This window comes from Phenylobacterium sp. GW821-FHT12F10 (genome assembly GCF_058806695.1).
This window is the reverse complement of the sequence record NZ_JBXAPY010000001.1, coordinates 719,034-736,139: the sequence shown is the minus strand read 5'-3', so window position 1 is coordinate 736,139 and position 17,106 is coordinate 719,034. Positions and strand designations below refer to the sequence as shown.

Sequence of the window (17,106 nt, the reverse complement as noted above, 5' to 3'; positions counted from 1 at the left end):
CGCGTCAATCGCCTGCGAGAGTGCAATGACGTGACTGCCGATCCCAGCGCCCTGGATGGGAAGAAGGAGACCGAACGCTTCGCGGCCTTCGGATTCGATCGCTTCAAGGACCTGGCGGAAGACGCGACCCTATCCGAGCACGAGAAGATCGGCTTTCCTGACGCTCTCCGCGAAGGGTTCGGCGACGCGATCTGGAACGACATCCTCGGCAAGTTGCCCGCTTTCTCGCGGCCGGGCGCCATCCTCGACATTGGCCCCGGTTGCGGGGAGCTTCCCCGGCGGCTGATCGCTCAGGCCGAGCGCCTGGGTCAGCGGGTGGTCCTGGTCGACCACAAGGCCATGCTGGATCACCTGCCCGCGTCCAGTGCCGTGTGGCGAGTCGAGGGCAGGTTTCCCGATGACGCGGCGAAGATCACGGCCCTCGCGCCCGCGGGTTTCGACGCGATCCTAATCTACAGTGTCCTGCAGATCGTCATTGTCGACGCCAACCCATTCGCCTTCGTCGACGCCGCCCTGGCGCTGCTGAAGCCCGGCGGCCAGCTGCTGCTGGGGGACATTCCCAACGTCTCCATGCTACGCCGCTTCCTGGCGAGCGAGGCCGGGGCCGTTTACCATCGCGCCTATATGCGCACCAAAGAGCCGCCCCAGGTTCCACCCTTCACCTCGCCCTCTGATCGCATCGATGATGGGCTGGCGCTCGGGCTGCTGATGCGAGCGCGAATGGCGGGCTTCCATGCCTACCTGCTGCCGCAAGCCTCGGCCCTGCCCTTTGCCAATCGCCGCGAAGATTTGTTGATCGTTCGCCCTTGACCCACGCTCACGGCTAGACTCGGTCGGGCGACGCCCGCACCCGCGCACGAGGACTGATCTTGACCATCCAGAAGAACGAGACCTACCAGAGCGTGCTCGACAGCGTCGTCGCGCCTGAGCTTCAGGACGCCGAGACCAAGATGGCGGCCTTCGTTCGCGGGGCGCCGATCCCAGACAACGAACTGGCCGAGAACCTGCCCGCCTTTCAGACTGTGCGTTCGCTCAAGCGCCAGCTCTACATGAACGAGCTCTACCGCCAGATCCTGCCCGTGCATGGCGTGGTCATGCAGTTTGGTGTGCGATGGGGTCGGGACATCGTGTCCTTCGATGCGTTCCGCACGATCTATGAGCCGTTCAACGTCTCACGCCTGGTGGTCGGGTTCGACACCTTCGAGGGCTTCCCCTCGGTGCATGAAAAGGACGGCGAGCACAGCCTCATGGTCGAGAGGGCGCTTTCCACCAGCCAAGGCTACGTGGACCAGCTTCGCAGCCTACTGAACGAGCGGCGCCGGCTCGATCCCCTGCCGCACCTCGAACGCTGCACCCTTGTGCAGGGGGACGTGACGGAGACCGTGCCGGCCTATCTGAAGGCGCACCCAGAGACTATCATCGCGCTCGTCCACTTCGACCTGGACATCTACGCACCGACCAAGGCCTGCCTGGAGGCCATCCGCCCCTACCTCACCAAGGGCAGCATCGTGGCCTTCGACGAATTGAACAGCAACCTGGCGCCCGGCGAGACGGCGGCGCTTCGCGAGGCCTGGGGCCTGGGCAGCTACCGCATCCAGCGCTCGCCGCTCCATTCCGGCCAATCATCCTATATCGTCATCGAATGACCTCGAGCCCCGCCAGCATCCGGCAGAGGGCGGACGGCGGCGTCGACGTCGATCACATGTTCCTTAGCGCGGCCTTCAACCGCTTCCAGGGCCAGGCGCAGGGCAAGGCGCTGGTGTCATTCCACGCAGGGAACGCCGCACTCACCCTGGCCGGATCGAGCGGGATCTGGCGATCGCCTGTGACCGGCGCCTTCGGCGGCGTCGCGGCGGCGGGCCAGGTTCCCGCCCGCGAGGTCTTCGCTCTGGCGGACGCCGCTTCGGCATGGCTGCGCCAGGAGGGAGCTCAAGGCGTCATCCGGTTGCCCCCTGACGGCCTAGGTGATCCCAACGCCGCGGCCCTTGAGAACGCGCTCCATCGAAATGGCTGGCGCTTGGTCCAGGTCGACCTGAACTATCACTTGCCTGTGGTGGCGCGCGACGCCTTCTTCGCGAGCCTGGGAGAGACCAAGCAGAAGGAAATTCGCCGGCTGCGGCGGTCCGGAGCCGAGTACTGCGTGCTGGACGCTGCGGACGGCGCGCGCGCCCATGCCGTGATCGCCGCCAACCGGGCGGCCCGCGGCTACGCCATGACCATGGCCTGGCCCCAGATGGCGGCCCTGGCCAAGGCGTTCCCTGATCACGTCAGTTTTCACGGCATCGAGCGGGCCGGGGAAATGCTGGCCGCCGCCGTCCGCCTGCGGATCACGCCAACCCACCACTACGTCTTCTATTGGGGTGAAGATCCGGCCTGGCGGAAGGAGTCACCGACGACCCTATTGGCCGAGGAATTGATGGCCGATAGTCATGCGTCCGGGGCCACGGTGCTGGATATCGGCGCCTCCACCGACAATTCCGAACCCAACCTGGGCCTGATCGCCTTCAAGGAAAGCCTGGGCTGCCAGACCCGCGCCAGGCGGACCTACGCCCTCGACCGCGCCTAGGCTGGCGTCCCTCCCCGCACGAAGGACTCGAACCGATCCAGCTGAAGGGCCAACGCAGCCTGCCCCCCTGGTTCGCGGAGCGCGGCGCTCAGTTCGAGGCTACGGCTGACGGCGGCAGCAGTTTCGGAAGGTTCGGATATCCGCACCCAGGTCGACATAGGCAGGTCAAACCGATTGAGCGGCGGCAGGTCCTCTGAGATCGCGACGATGGGTGCCAGCCCCGCCACCATGGCCTCAAGGTTCGCCTTTCCGCCGGTGTCCGGATAGCTGGAGAGGTAGGCATCGGCCTGTCGGGCCACCAGCACGGCGGCCAGGTCGGGCAGCACGCCGGTGAAGATGTAGCGTTCCGGCTCGATCCCCGCCTCCGACAAGGCTGCACGCATCTGCGTGGCGAACTCTTCGTCCCAAGGGCCGATGTGGATCAACTCGGCATCGAAGGCGCTCAGGGCCGCCACCACGAATTCGCTCCAGCGGTAGCGGGCCTCCAGTCGGTATTTGTGCAAGGCCCCGCAGGTGGCGATCCGCAGGCGACCGGACTTCGCCCGCCCGGGCTCGGGGGCCGACCGGGGGCGGTTCACGGTCATCCCGATGTAGGTGGGATGCACCCCCGCGTATTTGCAGGCGAGGTGGCAGGTGTAGGTCAGGTCGGCGTGCCCGGAGAAGGGCATGGTGTTGCCAATGGCCGGAAGGTGATCAGCGTGGTGCAGGTAGTCCACCACGTCGCGGAACGGCCAGACCCCGGTCACCGCAACCATGTCGGTGTGGTTGCCCAGGAGGAAGATGCGTGTGGGCCTGATCGAGGCGAGAAGCATGTAGAGTTCGATGATCCGCTCCACCAGGGTGGCTGAGGACAGCACCATGGTCGACCGCCGATGGTACGCCGTCTTGTCCGGTTGATCATTGATCATCAGGCTGTAGCGCAGGTTCCGGAAGATGTCGGTGAAGATGATGCTGATGTGGGGCTTGCCGATCAGGCGGGTGATGTCAGCGGCCACGCCGCTGTGCCCGCCCGTGAGGTAGAATTGGGTCGCCACGATGACGACATTGTCGTTGCTCTTCTTCGACGCGATGTCGGGAAGATTCAGCCGGCGCGCCAACTCCGGAACCGCAGCGTCCATGTTGGGCCAGAAGAGCTGTCGCCCGCGAATTTCGGGCTGCATGAAGGTCGGCACCAGGCGGCTGATGTCTAGCAGCACGGCATCGAGATCCTCGATGCCTCTCGCCCTCGCGAGCCGCGCCTCCAGGTCCGGATTCTGATAGACAAACTCCACCCGACGCCTTCCCCCGCCTTCCCGCGGACGCCGTGGACGGCGCCCGACTCCCATTTTAGGTGTAACCGACCCGCGCCATGATCGGCGCACAAATCGCCCGCACCTGGGTGGCCCAGGGTTCGGCGAGGGACGACAGCCGCGGCTCCAGCACGATGGGGCCGTCATACTTGGGCGACCCCCAGTCCCCACCCTGTTCGACCGGCTTGGAGCTACTCCACATCCGGTCGACATTGAAATGGTCAACACCGATGAAACCCGCTAGGCCACCGCGGACCCGATCGGTATTCAGGTCCTCATAACGGAACATGAAATGGCGGCCGCCGAAGTTCGTCTGCAGGACTGAAGTGTAATAGGCGAGGTATTCGCGCGCGATGGCGGCCGTATCGGCGTCAGAAAAGGGCCGCGCCTCGCCCTTCTCGTGAACCTCCTGCCGGGACCGCACCACGTCTAACGGATTGCGGCACGTCGTCACGAAGTAGCCGATGTCGGGATAGAGCTCGCGAAGGTCGCGGAAGAAGGGCGTCAGGTGTGGATCCTTGAGGCTCAGGATCGGGGGCCGTTCGAGCACGTTCCACAGATGCAGCAGGGAGAAATCCACAGTCCGGCGCATGTGAAGCCGAAAGGCTTCGATGTCGTCGAAGAAGGTCTTGGTATGGTCGCCCCAGGCCGCCTTCCCATTGCGCCAGGCCGGCAGTAGACCTCGCAGGAAACTGGCCTCGGGGTGATAGAGGTTTACCCCGGCGGCCGTGCAGATCAGGGCATGGGTCACCGTCGTGCCGGACCGGGGCGCTCCGCCGACGAAGACAATCTTTTCAGGCCCGGAAGTGGTCAAGTGCGGCTCGCTGGCGGCGTCTGTCTATTCGGCTGACATAGAGGCGCCCCTCCCGAGAGGCAATGGTGGACCGCCCCCACGGCCAAGCTGGTTAAGGTCCTGGTCACCGAGTCACCTGCTACTCCGCGTTTTGGTGCACGCGTGACAAGAGTTTCGATGAGGCCATCCCCCTCCCCCGCCTTCGACCACGGCGCCGCCCTGCGCGTGCCGCCGGCCCATGACGGCCGAAGCTGGAGCAAGCTGCTCTACTGGCTAGGCGACGAGGGCCACGCCCTCGACAAGACCGGCCTGGTCCAGGTCGCCACCCCCAACGGCTGGACGGTCGCGCGCCCCGGCGACTGGATCGTACTGACGGTCGGCGGCCAGTTCCACGTCGCCCACGCCGGTCCCCGCGCCCTGGACGCCTGACATGCGGACCGGTTCCTGCCTCTGTGGCGGCGTCCGCCTGGAGGTCGCCGGCGATCTTCCCGATATCCAGGCCTGCTACTGCGGCTCCTGCCGGAAGGCCCAGGGGTCGGCCTTCGTCGCGGTCCTGCCGGTGGCCAGGGCCGACGTGCGCTTCACCGCTGGCGAGGACCTGCTGGCCGCCTTCGAATCATCCCCGGGAAAGCACCGGGTCTTCTGCCGCGTCTGCGGTTCGCCGATCCTCAGCCGCGCCGCGGCCCTGCCCGACCGGCTGCGCCTGCGGGCGGGCCTGCTCGACGGTCCCCTGGGGGTGAAGATCGCCTCCCACGCCTTCGTCGCCGAGGCGGCGGACTGGTGCGTCATCGACGGCGACGCCCCGCGCTATCCGGGCCCGCGCCCGGCCTGAATCCCATCCCGGTCTAGACGTAGCCGACGCGCGCCATGACCGGTCCGCAGATCTCCCGCACCATCACCGCCCAGGACTCCTTCAGGGGCTCGAACCGGGGCTCGAGCGCTATGGCGCCGCCATGCTTGGGGGACTTCCAGGCCCGGTCGCGCTCCACCGGCGCGGCGGTGCGCCACATGAGGTCGGGGTTGAATCGCTCGACGCCCACGAAACCCGCCAGGCCGTCCTGAACCCGCTCGGTGTCCAGGTCCTCATAGCGGAACAGGAAGTGCCGACCGCCGAAGTCGGTCTGGATGACGGTGCTGTAGTAGGCCAGATACTCCCGCGCGACCTGGGTGACCCCGGCGTCCAGGAAGGGCGCGCCCGAGCCTTGTTCGTGAACCTCCTGCCGCGAGCGGACCACCTCCAGGGGGTGGCGGCAGATGGTGACGAACCGCGCCTCGTCGCCATAGAGCTCGGCCAGATCGGGGAAGAAGGGGGTCAGGTGCGGGTCCTTGAGACACAGGATCTCGGGACGCCCCAGAGCCTCGAACAGGCGCCGGATCGAGAGGTCCAGGGTGTCGCGGATATGGGCGCGGAACGCGTGCGGATCGGCGAAGAAGGCCTTGGTGTGCCCCTGCCAGGCCGCCTTGCCGAACCGGTAGGCCGGCAGCAGGCCGCGCAGGAAGCTGGCTTCCGGATGATAGTTGCTCACCCGGTCGGCGCTGCAGATCAAGGCGTGGGTGACCGAGGTGCCCGAACGCGGCGCCCCTCCGACAAAGACGATCTTTTGGGGGAAGGGCGCGGTCAACAGGCGTCTCGGAATGCTCGGGGGGGACCCTGCCGTAGAGCCGACCGCACGGGCGCGCAAGCCGCCGCCCCCGGGATGCGCCTAGTTCCCGGTTCGCGGATTGAGCCGGGCTGCGCCGCCGCCGGGCAGGTGGGTCTCATAGGGCCCGAACCGCGGATCGGGCTTCAGGTAGTCGGTGGAGACGTACTGGGCGCCCGAGGCGAAGGCCTGGGCCTGCCGTGTCCGGTCATTGGCCCGGGCCTCCAGGGTGTCGGCGTCGGCCCGGGTGCGCACGATCAGGCCCTTGGCCAGGGCTGTCTCGATGCGCTTGGCCAGTTCGGCGGGCTCATTGAGGGTGACATAGGCCGCCGCCGGCCCCTCGTCGGTGTTGATGAACATGGCGCGCCCCTCCAGCGATCCTCGGGTCCCGCGATAGAGCTCGGGCTTGGGGCCGCTCTCGTCCATGGCGAACATCACCTTGCCGCGCGCCGCCTTCAGCCGGGGCCAGCCGCCGGCCCTCACCGCCGCGGCCAGGGTCGCCGCCCGGCCCTGGACCTTGTCCGGCGTGATCAGGGCGCGCTCGGGAAAGACCGAGCGGATGTCGGCGTCGATCTGGTCCATGGCCTTGGCGTCGAAGGGCAGGACGGTGGCCGCGCCCGGCACGCCGGTCAGGTTGTCGTCCTTCAGGTTCATGATCACCAGGATCGGCATGTGGCGCGGATGGGCCCTGGACCAGGCGCGGATCTCTTTCAGGCAACCCACGAAGGTCGGGCAGCTGGAGCGGTAGTCCATGTCCTGGACGTGCATCACCTTGAAGCCCGGCGTCTTCAGAGGCGCGAGGTCGTAGGGCGCCTCGGCGGCGTCGCGGGCCATGCGCATGGCCAGGGGATCGGCGTAGCGTCCGCCCTGCGGATCGTTCAGCAGGTCCAGCTCGAGCTGCCGGGCGCCGGCGTCCAGCTCCTGGCTCAGGGGCGCGTGGGCATAGTCCAGGGTGGCGGCCAGGTCGGGCTTGGCCATCCGGATCAGGGCCATCTCCTTGGGGGCGATGGCCTGCTTGTAGCTGTTGTGGGTGCCCACCACCTGGATGGCGTTCATCGGCAGGGCGTCGACGGCGCGGCGCGTGCAGCCGGGCGCCCCGGAGGGGTTTTCCAGGTCGCAGTTGGCGGCGACCGCGAGGCCGGCGGCGAGAAGCAGCGAGATCATGGACACCCTCTTGGAACAGGTCTGCGTCGGCCTGGTGACAGCACAACCTCGCCTGGCAGGGCGCCTGGGCGCAAGCTCTGGAAGGCAAAGGAATTTTCAAGACTTGGCGTGTCATGGCTAATTCCTGAGTTTCGGCACGCCGACGCCTCAGGGGGGGACATGGACGCGGTCACGAAGCAGCAGGACTCGACGGCCGCTCCCATGGGCCCGGCCCCCTCGCCCCGAGCCGGCGCCGCCTATCGCGCTACGCTCGCCGCCCACAGCCTGGCGATCCTGCCGCGCCTGGCCTTCGGGGTCACCGCCGCGACCCTGCTGGCCATGGTGGGTCATCCCGGTCTGGCCCTGGCCCTGGCCGCCGTCGGCCTCGCCATCGCCGCCCTGGTGGGCCGCACCGTCGTCCGCGCCCGCGCCGACCTGCTGGTGCGCCAGGACGAGAAGAACCGCCTCATCCAGACCCTCACCGAGGCCCGCGACGAGGCGGTGCGTCAGGCCGAGAACGCCGAGGCCGCCCGCGAGGAGGCCCGCCGCGCCAGCCTGGCCAAGTCCACCTTCCTGGCCACCATGAGCCACGAGATCCGCACGCCGATGAACGGCGTCCTAGGCATGGCCCAGCTGCTTCAGCGGTCTGACCTCTCGGGCCTGCAGCGCAGCCAGGTCGACACCCTTATCAAGAGCGGCGAACTCCTGATGGTGATCCTGAGCGACATCCTGGACCTGTCGAAGATCGACGCCGGCCAGATGGAGATCGCCAAGAGTCCCTGCGACCTGCGGGCCCTGCTCTGCGAGATGGAGACCTTCTGGGCGCCCACGGCCGCCGAGCGCGGCCTGACGCTGGCCGTCGACATCGACGCCGCCGTGCCGCCCTTCGTGGCCCTCGATCCCCGGCGCATCCGCCAGGTGCTGTTCAACCTGGTGGGCAACGCCCTGAAGTTCACCCAGGACGGCGCCGTCACCGTCACGGTGGGCCGTGACCGGGCCACGGGGGCCCTTGCCTTCGCCGTGTCTGACACCGGTGTCGGGATACCGTCAGAGGACCTGCCCCACCTGTTCCAGAAATTCAGCCAGGGCGACGCCTCCGACATCCGCCGCTTCTCCGGGGCGGGCCTGGGCCTGGCCATCTGCCGGGAGCTCTCGGCCCTGATGGGGGGCGACATCGCCGTGGAGAGCGCGCGCGGCGTCGGCTCCACCTTCCGCGTGATCCTGCCCCTGGAGGAGACCTGCGCCCCGGCCGCCGAGGACATCGTCGCCCAGGCCATCGGCGAGGACGAGGCGCCGGCCCTGTCGGTCCTCTGCGCCGACGACAACCCCACCAACCTGTTGGTCCTGGAGCAACTGCTGGGCGCCATGGGCTTCCGCATCCGCAAGGCCAATGGCGGCCGCGAGGCCCTGGAAGCCCTCACCTCGGAGACCTTCGACCTGGTGCTGATGGACATCCAGATGCCGGAGATGACAGGCATCGACGTGCTCCAGGCCCTGCGCGCCGCGGCCGGACCCAACCGCCAGACCCCGCTGATCGCGGTCACCGCCGACGCCATGACCCTGGGCGCCGAGCGCTATCTCGACCTCGGCTTCGCGGGCCTGGTCACCAAGCCGGTCCAGGTCCAGAGCCTGGTCTCGGCCATGATGGCCGCCGTGGCCAACTCCGAAGAGGGCGGTGACCTCGCCGCCATCGCCTAGAAGCCGACGGTGATCTCCAGCGGCGCCTCGGGAAGCCGCCCCTCGACGATGTCGGGCAGCAGTTCGCGCAGGCGTTCGGGATAGATCATCTCCTGGCTGGCGGCGATCTCCTCGGGGCTCCACCAGCGCAGGTCGTCCATCAGCTCCACCTCGTGGGCCTCCCAGGCCGCGCGGCTGGGATCGCCGCCCCGGCAGCGGGCCACGAAGTAGCTCTCCTTGAGCAGGACCCGCTCGCCGCCGTGCAAGGTCAGAGGGCTGGCGCGCAGCCAGACCACCGGACCCAGCTCCACCTGGGTGAAACCGCTCTCCTCGGCCACCTCGCGCAGGGCCGCGGCCTCCAGGGTCTCGCCCTCGTCCACCCCGCCCCCCACCGTGAACCAGAAGCTGGGCGCCTCGGCGGTCAGCCGGCCGCGGATCAACAGAATGCGCCCGTCCGGGTCGAACAAGAGAACCCGCGCCGTCAGCCGCTCCCGCATCTTAGAAACCGCTCCGAACACTGAAGGACGCTTTGAGAAGACTATCCTCGAAATGAGGTGTCCCAGGCAACACCGCCAGTCGTGGGCGGCTGTAAGTTCTTTCTACGCACAGCACGTACGACACCAGACATTTGCCGGAAACCCTCGACTGCGCCAGTTCGCCGCACCCCGGCGCGGGCCAAAGAACGATGTTTTCACAGGCCGTTAAGCTGAGCGGCGCAGGAATTGAGGGGCAATCACAGGAAGCCGTCCCTTGGCCGTCGCATCACATCGGTTACTCGGGTTCGCCTTCGCCAACGCCGATCTCCTGCTCGAGATCGCCAGCGACGGCCAGATCGCCTTCGCCATCGGCGCCAGCGAAGCGCTGTCCGGCTCCCAGGAGACCGCCCTGGTGGGCCGCGCCTGGCGCGACTTCATCGATCCCCGCGACCGCGGCATGGTCCAGGCCCTGCTGGATGGCCTGTGCGACGGCCAGCGAGGCGGCCCGTTGGTGGTCACCCTGGCCAGCAACGGCAAGGGCGAGCGGGCCGCGGCCATGTCCACATTCCGTCTGCCCGGCAATGACGGCGCGGTCTCCTGCACCTTCAGCCGCGCCGCCCCCAATCAGAACCACGGCCTGCACGACCGCGCCGGCCTTGAGGCCGTCGCCGCGGCCCTATTCGAGACCGGCAAGGCCACGGGCCTGGAGCTGGAACTGGCCCTCATCGAGATGGGCGGCTTGGCCGCGGTGCGGAAGGCGCTTGGGCCCGACGCCGTGACCCAGCTCGAGCAACGCCTGGCCGGCGTGCTTCGCGCCCAGTCCCATGGGGGCGGCGCGGCCGCCGACCTGGGGGGCGACCGCTACGCCCTGGTCCGCCACCCCGGCGAGAGCGGCGAGGCCCTGGCCCGGCGCCTGGTCCGCCTGCTGGCCATCGATCCCGTCCATGGCGTGGAGGCGGCCGCCAAGACCCTGGCCCTCAAGGGCGATGTCTCTCCCGCCCAGCTGATCCGGGCGATCCGCTACTCCCTCGACGGCTTCATCAAGGACGGCATGGGAGCCGATAGCCCCGCCTCCCTCAATGAGGCGGTCAGTCGTTCGGTGCGCCGCACCCTGGTGGAGGTGGGCGCCCTGGGCCAGGCCGTGGCCGACCGCAGCTTCCGCCTCGTCTACCAGCCGGTCGTCGACCTGAAGAAGAACGGTGCCCTGCACCACCACGAGGTCCTGGTCCGCTTCGGCGACAACGCCAGCCCCTTCCCCATGATCCGCATGGCCGAGGAACTGGACCTGATCGAGCCCCTGGACCTGGCGGTGGTGGAGCGCACCTTGGACAGGCTGGTTGAGGATCCCGCCCTGCGCCTGGCGGCCAACATCTCCGGCCGCAGCATCATCAGCTCCAGCTTCGTCGAGGCGGTCCGCGGCATGCTGGCGAGCCATCCCAAGGCCGAGGGCCGGCTGCTGTTCGAACTGACCGAGAGCGCCGCCATCGAGGACCTGGCGCTCGCCGACCGCCACCTGCAGGCCCTGCGCGCCGAGGGCGTCCTGATCTGCCTGGACGACTTCGGGGCCGGCGCGGCGTCCCTGGCCTATCTCCAGCAGCTCTCCCTGGACATCGTGAAGATCGACGGCCGCTACATCCGCGAGCTGCAGCACGGCGGCCGGGAGTCCACCTTCATCCGCCACCTGGTCTCCATGTGCGGCGAGCTCGGGGTCAAGACCCTGGCCGAGATGGTCGAGACCCCCCAGGCCGAGGAAGCCGTCCGCCGCGCGGGGGTCGATTACGCCCAGGGCTGGCTCTACGGCGCGCCCAGCGAGCAGCCCGCCGGCCCGCTCTCGGCTGCGGCCGCCACCTCCGTCCGACCCGGCCGCCGGGTCGGCGCGGTGGACAGCTGGGGCTAGGCCCCAGCCTCCAGCCCTACCCCTGGGCCGCCAGCCAGTCGGCCATGTGGCGCTCCAGCACCGTCATCGGCATCGAGCCCGAGAGCAGGGCGGCGTCGTGATAGGCCTTGATGTCGAACCTGGTCCCCAGCTTGGCCTTGGCCCCGTCGCGGATGCGCATCCAGATGGTGTGGCCGACCTTGTAGCTGCAGGCCTGGCCCGGGGCGACGCAGTAGCGTTCCACCTCCCGCTGGGCCCGGCTCTTGGGATAGCCGGTGACGCTGACCATGTAGTCAGTGGCCTTCTCCCGGCTCCAGCCCTTGGAATGCAGGCCGGTGTCGATCACCAGGCGCGAGGCGCGGAAGAGCAGGGATTGCAGGAAGCCCGCCTGCCCCAGCGGATCGCCCTCATAGGATCCGGTCTCGCTGGCCAGTTGCTCGGCATAGAGCGCCCAACCCTCCGAGAAGGCCGAGAACCCGCCGCCGGTGCGCCGGATGATCGGGATGCGGTCGCTCTCCTGGGCGAGCGCGATCTGCAGGTGATGGCCCGGAACCGTCTCGTGATAGACCAGGGTCGGCAGGTTATATTTCGGCCACTCGTGGGTGTCCTTCAGGTTGATGAAGAAGGCCGCCGGGCGGGAGCCGTCCAGGGCCGCGCTCTGGTAGTAGCCGTTGGAGGCCCCGTCCTGGATGAAGGCGGGGACCCGCTTCACCTCCACCTTGGCCTTGGGCAGGGTGTTGAAGGCCAGGGGCAGCTTCTTGTAGATCTCGCCGATCTGGATGTTCAGCGCCGCGATCAGCTCGGCGCGGCCCGCGTCGGTATTGGCGTAGACCTGGGCCGGATTGTCGTTCAGCCCCTTCAGCCGTTCGGCCACCGTTCCGGTGGTCATGCCCTGGCTCTTCAGGATGGCGTCCAGCCGCGCGGTGATGTCGGCCACCTGGTCGAGGCCCAGCTGGTGGATTTGCTGCGGCGTCAGGGTGGTGGTGGTCGACGCCTCGCAGGCGTCGGCATAGTAGGCCTGAGCGTTCTTCAGCCGGCCGATGCCGGCCTCCGAGGTGGCGATCTTGCGGTTGGCCTCCACCGCGGCGATCTGCCGATCCAGAGCCGGGAAGATCTCCTGCGCCACGATCCTGGCGGCCGGCGTGGCGTAGTCGGCGGTCAGGCCGGCGGCCTTGGCCTTGGCGGCGAGCGAGGTCACCAGCACGGTCTTCTCCGGCGGCTGGTCGCGCAGGGCCCGGAGCTGGGCCAGGGTCAGGTCGCAGACGAAGTCCGGCGGCACGACACCGGCGGCCACGTCGATCTTCATGCGCTCGAGGTCCTGGTCCAGCACCTTGCCGAAGGCGTGCAGGCGGGAGATCCAGGCGTCGGCGTCGGCGGCGCTGGCCACCCGATGCTGGTTGTCCAGGAAGTCCGGGATCTCCTGATAGGCCCCGTTCTGCTGGCTGATCACATAGGGCGAGAACCGGCCGCCGACGTTGCCGAACTTGTACTTCTCACCATTTGAGAGCGCGTGACTGTTCTGGTAGAGCACCACGTCCAGGTCCACCTTCGACGCCGTCGACAGGGCCTGGCGGTCGATGCCGTTCAGCGCCGCGACCCGAGTCCGCACCTTGGCCAGGCGGGCTTCGCGGGCCGCCGTCGAGACGTCGTCCAGTTGCCCCTTCAGGGCGGCGCGCGCGCCCTTGTCCAGTCCCAGGGACGTGGCCCGCTCGGGGCTGTCGTCCACCTGGTCCTCGAAGATCCTGTCCAGCAGGGCCTTGAGCTTGGCGTCCTCCGACCCTTGGGCGAGGGCCGGAGCCGCCGTCATCAGGGCCGCCCCGGCGGTGGTCAGCAGGAAACTGCGTCGGTCGAGATTGGTCATGAACTCAGGGCCCCGGATTTGAAGTGGCTTAGGCTTTGTTGGCGGCGATGTACTGGTCGATCACCGACTCCAGCACGACGAGCGGCATGGCGCCCGACAACAGGCCGGCGTCGTGGAACTTGCGGATGTCGAAGCGCGGCCCGAGCGCCGCGCGGGCCTTCTCCCGCAGCCGCAGCCAGGTGAGCTTGCCCACCATGTAGCTGCAGGCCTGGCCCGGCCAGACGCTGTAGCGCTCGATCTCGGTGATGGCCGAGCTCTCCGGTTCGCCGTCGATCTCCATCATGGTGGCGATGGCCTTCTCGCGGCTCCAGCCCATGGCGTGCATGCCGGTGTCCACCACCAGGCGTCCCGACCGGAACAGGGAGGACTGGATATAGCCGATCTCCCCCAAGGGATCGTTCTCGTAGACCCCCATCTCCTGGGCCAGCTTCTCGGCGTAGAGGGCCCACCCCTCGCCATAGGCCGACAGGAAGCTGGCGCGCCGGATCATCGGCAGGTCGGCCTCCTGCTGCAGGGTGAGCTGCAGGTGGTGGCCCGGAATCCCCTCGTGATAGGTGAGCGTCGGCAGGCTCCACCGGGGATATTCCGCGGTGTCGCGCAGGTTGATCCAGTAGATGCCCGGCCGCGAGCCATCCAGGGTCGCCTGGTTGTAGTAGCCGCCCGGCGCCCCGGCCTCGATGAACTTGGGCACCCGCTTGATGTCGAGCGGCGCCTTGGGCAGGGTCCCGAAATACTCCGGCAGCCGCTTGGACATGGCCTGGACCTGCAGGTTCAGGTCGGCGATCAGCTTCTCCTTGCCCGCGTCGGTGTTGGGGTAGTGGTATTTCTTCTCCTTGAAGAGCCCCTGGATCCGGGACCCCACGGAGCCCCTGGTGTAGCCCTGGCGCCTCAGGATGGTGTCGGCCCGCGCCGACAGTTCCCTCGCCTGCTCCAGGCCGATCTGATGGATCTCGGCGGCCGACAGGGTCGTGGTGGTCGAGTTGCGCAGGGCGAGCGCGTAATAGGCCTCGCCGTCCGGCCGGGTGCGGATTCCGGCGTCGTGGGTCGCCTTGGTCCGGGCCTCCTTCATGAAGGCGATCTGCCGCTCCAGGGCCGGCCGCACCTTCTCCAGATAGATCTTGGAGGCGTAGGCGCCGTAGTCGCCGGCGATCTGCTTGTCCTTCACCTTCTTGACCAGCTGGGTCACCAGGGGTGAGGCGCCGGGCGAGGTGCGCAGGTTGTTCATCTGCGTCAGCGCCTTGTCGATGGCGAAGTCGGGCGGGACCATGCCCAGGCCGACGTCGCGGCGGGCCCGCTCGGTCTCCTGGTCCATCTGGACGGCGTAGGCCTCCAGCCGCGACAGATAGGCGTCGGCGTCGGCCTTGGTCTCGATGACGTGCTGGTTGCCCAGGAAGTCCGGCGTCGAGCGGTAGGAGCCGTTGAGCTGCGACAGCACATAGGGCTGGCCCGCGCCCTCCGAGCCGTACTTGAAGCGCTTGTTGGCCTCGTCGGCGTTGGCGATCCCGAAGATCACCGAGTCGTAGTTGACCGCCGCCATGCCGGTGAGCTGCGAGCGGTCGATGGCCTTCATGCGCGCCAGTTGGTCGGCGGTGCGCGCCCGGTCCTTCTCCAGGTCCTCGATGGAGGCGTCCGACAGGCGGCGCTTGGCCTCGGCCCGCGGCCCCTTGTCGAGGCCCAGCTGGGTGACCAGCTCCGGGGAGTCATCCAGGGCCTCTTCGAACAGGGCGTCCAGCAGCTTGGAAAGCTGCTCGCTCGCGCTGGGTCCGGGCGGCGGAAGTGGCGCGGGCGGCGGCGGCGCGACGGGAAGCGGCGCCGGCTTGGCGGTGGCGCATCCGGCCAGGGCCAGCATCGCACCGGCCGAGAGCAGAAGTTGGCGGCGGCTCTGTTGCATGGCGCCCTCCCTGAGGTTGTTACACTTGTTACCGAACCCTAGGGGCACGGTCCCCCCGGCGGAAGCCGCCGCGCGAGTTAATTCCCTGTAATCCGGCCCCTGTCCGGTCCGGCGGCTTGCCCGCCCCGGGACCTGCGCGCATAGCTCGCGCCATGTGCATCGAGTTCCACCTGCGGACCCATCCGGGCGAGGATTTGCGGCGTTTCGAGGCCGCTCCGGTCTTCTGGATCGACACCCCGCCGGCCCGCGGCCGCGACGAACCGGTCCGGCCCACCGACCTGGCCTTCATGATCCGCCCCACCGATCCCGCCGATCCGGGCCGCGGGCTCGAGGGCGTCACCCGCCGCTGGTGGATGGTGCCGGCCTTCCACAAGGGGCCGGTCGCGGCGTGGAAAACCCTGTGCGCCAACGCTGAGATCGAGGCCCTGGACGCCTCGCCCCTGTTTCGCGAGGCCTACGCCGGGCGCCGCGCCCTGGTCCCGCTGACCTCCTTCATCGCCTATGAGGAGCCGCCCGGCTGGCGCAAGGGTCAGCCCAAGCGCCGCTGGGAGGCGACCTGGACGCCGAGCGACTCCACCGATCAGGTCCGCTACTTCGCCGCCATCTGGGACCGGGCCGAGACCGCCGACGGCCCTTTGGAGAGCTTCGCCATCGTCACCGGTCCGGCGGGCGCCGACATCGCCGGACTGCAGGACAGCCAGCCGGCCGTCCTGACCCTGGCCCAGGGCCTGGCGTGGCTGAAGCTCGACGGTCCCGGCAAGGCCGGCCTCGTCACCGAGACTCCCGCCGGGACCTACGAACTCACCGAGGCGCCGCGGGACTCGGTGATGTCCCGCGAGATGCGCCGCGCGCTTTAGCCCAGCGAGATCCAGCCGGCCGGCAGGCTGCTGAGGGTCACGTTCACCAGCACCACCCGGTCGGTTCCGCCCAGGTCCACCACCGTGTCGGCGCCCTCCTGGCGCAGGCTGTAGGGCGGCGCGAAATCGAGGACGAGACGGTCGCCCTCGGCGTAGTTGAAATCGGTGATCCGATCGAGGCCGCCGCCCACGAAGGCGTGGAAGGTGTCGGCGCCGGCGCCGCCCGCGACGGTGTCGTCGCCGCGGTCCCCCCACATCAGGTCATTGCCCGCGCCCCCGTCGAGGCTGTCATTGCCCTGGCCGCCGCGCACCCAGTCCTCGCCGTCGCCCCCGAACTGGGTGTCATTGCCGAGGTTGCCGTAGACGATGTCGCCGCCGCCCTCGCCGTAGAGCATGTCGTTGGCCTGGCCGCCCACCACCCAGTCGAAGCCCTCGCCGCCGCGCAGGGTGTCGTCGCCCTGGTTGCCGTTGATGTCGTCGAAATTCGCCCCGCCGACGATGCTGTCATTGCCGGTGTCGCCGCGCAGGTAGTTGGCGTCCGCGCCGCCCAGGATCACATCGTCGCCGTCGTTGCCGTTGATGACGTCGGCGCCCGCGCCGCCATCCAGGGTGTCGTTTCCCGAGCCCCCGGCCATGCTGTCGGCGCCGGTATAGGCGCGCAGGACGTCGCCCAGGGTTGAGCCGGAGATGCTGTCGGCGCCACCCAGGATGTAGGCCTTGGCCGAGGCGGTGTCGTCGATCTCGGCCCACTGGATGAAGGTGGCCATCGACACGCTGGCGTTGCTGATGTCGAAGAGAACCTGGCCCAGATAGGTTTCCTGAAGACGCGTCAGGGTTCCGCCGGTCAGCAGGCCCTGGCCGTTGTAGGTGAAACTGCCGAAGAAGTTGTCGGTGAAACCGCTGTCCGAGGTGGAGATCTGAGTCGCGCTGGCGAAGGTCACGATCCCCGAGAGAAGCGATTGAACACTCAACTGATCGAAGTTGAGCGCGATAGTTCCAGCCGTAACGGTCGTCATCTTAGCCCCCAGATGTTCTCT

The 17,106-nt window shown here is 68.4% G+C and carries 16 protein-coding genes; 8 read left to right on the top strand and 8 right to left on the bottom strand.

Annotated features, from left to right (window positions below; all coding sequences use genetic code 11):
* Positions 1-30: 30 nt before the first annotated feature.
* The 3 genes from AC1RN5_RS03665 to AC1RN5_RS03655 are packed head-to-tail and all read left to right on the top strand — an operon-like array spanning position 31 to position 2,566.
* Positions 31-810: a class I SAM-dependent methyltransferase gene (locus tag AC1RN5_RS03665; protein ID WP_493039901.1), complete on the top strand. Its 780-nt coding sequence runs from the start codon at positions 31-33 to the stop codon at positions 808-810.
* A 59-nt stretch (positions 811-869) separates the two neighbouring features.
* Positions 870-1,646, top strand: a complete 777-nt coding sequence (locus tag AC1RN5_RS03660) for a class I SAM-dependent methyltransferase (protein ID WP_493039900.1) — start codon at positions 870-872, stop codon at positions 1,644-1,646.
* Positions 1,643-2,566, top strand: a complete 924-nt coding sequence (locus tag AC1RN5_RS03655) for a GNAT family N-acetyltransferase (RefSeq protein ID WP_493039899.1) — start codon at positions 1,643-1,645, stop codon at positions 2,564-2,566. The genes AC1RN5_RS03660 and AC1RN5_RS03655 overlap by 4 nt, the downstream gene beginning before the upstream one ends.
* On the opposite strand, the gene AC1RN5_RS03650 is transcribed toward AC1RN5_RS03655, so the two are convergent.
* Positions 2,563-3,837, bottom strand: a complete 1,275-nt coding sequence (locus AC1RN5_RS03650) for a hypothetical protein (protein ID WP_493039898.1) — start codon at positions 3,835-3,837, stop codon at positions 2,563-2,565. The two genes, AC1RN5_RS03655 and AC1RN5_RS03650, sit on opposite strands and share 4 nt — an antisense overlap.
* Before the next feature lie 55 nt (positions 3,838-3,892).
* Positions 3,893-4,669, bottom strand: a complete 777-nt coding sequence (locus AC1RN5_RS03645; protein ID WP_493039897.1) for a sulfotransferase — start codon at positions 4,667-4,669, stop codon at positions 3,893-3,895.
* A 156-nt stretch (positions 4,670-4,825) separates the two neighbouring features.
* Here AC1RN5_RS03645 and AC1RN5_RS03640 point away from each other — a divergent pair, with 156 nt between their 5' ends.
* Together AC1RN5_RS03640 and AC1RN5_RS03635 are read left to right on the top strand one after the other, a co-directional pair.
* Entirely contained in the window at positions 4,826-5,077 is a 252-nt protein-coding gene (locus AC1RN5_RS03640; protein ID WP_493039896.1) for a hypothetical protein, read from the top strand.
* A 1-nt stretch (position 5,078) separates the two neighbouring features.
* Positions 5,079-5,480, top strand: coding sequence for a GFA family protein (locus AC1RN5_RS03635; RefSeq protein ID WP_493039895.1), 402 nt, complete (start codon positions 5,079-5,081; stop codon positions 5,478-5,480).
* A gap of 13 nt (positions 5,481-5,493) precedes the next feature.
* Here the strand turns inward: AC1RN5_RS03635 and AC1RN5_RS03630 are convergent, their stop codons facing one another.
* Together AC1RN5_RS03630 and AC1RN5_RS03625 are read right to left on the bottom strand one after the other, a co-directional pair.
* Positions 5,494-6,270: a sulfotransferase gene (locus AC1RN5_RS03630; RefSeq protein WP_493039894.1), complete on the bottom strand. Its 777-nt coding sequence runs from the start codon at positions 6,268-6,270 to the stop codon at positions 5,494-5,496.
* Positions 6,271-6,351: 81 nt separating this feature from the next.
* Entirely contained in the window at positions 6,352-7,452 is a 1,101-nt protein-coding gene (locus AC1RN5_RS03625; protein ID WP_493039893.1) for a phosphatidylinositol-specific phospholipase C1-like protein, read from the bottom strand.
* A 159-nt stretch (positions 7,453-7,611) separates the two neighbouring features.
* Here AC1RN5_RS03625 and AC1RN5_RS03620 point away from each other — a divergent pair, with 159 nt between their 5' ends.
* Positions 7,612-9,129, top strand: a complete 1,518-nt coding sequence (locus AC1RN5_RS03620) for an ATP-binding protein (RefSeq protein ID WP_493039892.1) — start codon at positions 7,612-7,614, stop codon at positions 9,127-9,129.
* Here AC1RN5_RS03620 and AC1RN5_RS03615 read toward each other — a convergent pair.
* Positions 9,126-9,605 (bottom strand): NUDIX hydrolase, encoded by a 480-nt coding sequence (locus tag AC1RN5_RS03615; protein ID WP_493039891.1) that lies wholly within the window; start codon positions 9,603-9,605, stop codon positions 9,126-9,128. The genes AC1RN5_RS03620 and AC1RN5_RS03615 overlap by 4 nt on opposite strands.
* Positions 9,606-9,858: 253 nt before the next feature.
* Between AC1RN5_RS03615 and AC1RN5_RS03610 the strand changes: the two genes are divergently transcribed.
* Complete coding sequence (locus AC1RN5_RS03610; protein WP_493039890.1) at positions 9,859-11,481, top strand: EAL domain-containing protein; 1,623 nt, start codon at positions 9,859-9,861, stop codon at positions 11,479-11,481.
* Between the two features lie 16 nt (positions 11,482-11,497).
* Here the strand turns inward: AC1RN5_RS03610 and AC1RN5_RS03605 are convergent, their stop codons facing one another.
* On the bottom strand, positions 11,498-13,321 hold the full coding sequence (locus AC1RN5_RS03605; RefSeq protein WP_493039889.1) for a DUF885 domain-containing protein: 1,824 nt from the start codon (positions 13,319-13,321) through the stop codon (positions 11,498-11,500).
* A gap of 28 nt (positions 13,322-13,349) precedes the next feature.
* The gene (locus AC1RN5_RS03600; RefSeq protein ID WP_493039888.1) at positions 13,350-15,212 is read right to left on the bottom strand and encodes a DUF885 domain-containing protein; all 1,863 of its coding nucleotides are present in this window, start codon (positions 15,210-15,212) and stop codon (positions 13,350-13,352) included.
* Between the two features lie 152 nt (positions 15,213-15,364).
* Here AC1RN5_RS03600 and AC1RN5_RS03595 point away from each other — a divergent pair, with 152 nt between their 5' ends.
* Entirely contained in the window at positions 15,365-16,069 is a 705-nt protein-coding gene (locus tag AC1RN5_RS03595) for an SOS response-associated peptidase family protein (RefSeq protein WP_493039887.1), read from the top strand.
* Here the strand turns inward: AC1RN5_RS03595 and AC1RN5_RS03590 are convergent.
* Positions 16,066-17,085: a calcium-binding protein gene (locus AC1RN5_RS03590; protein ID WP_493039886.1), complete on the bottom strand. Its 1,020-nt coding sequence runs from the start codon at positions 17,083-17,085 to the stop codon at positions 16,066-16,068. The genes AC1RN5_RS03595 and AC1RN5_RS03590 overlap by 4 nt on opposite strands.
* Between the last annotated feature and the right edge of the window lie 21 nt (positions 17,086-17,106).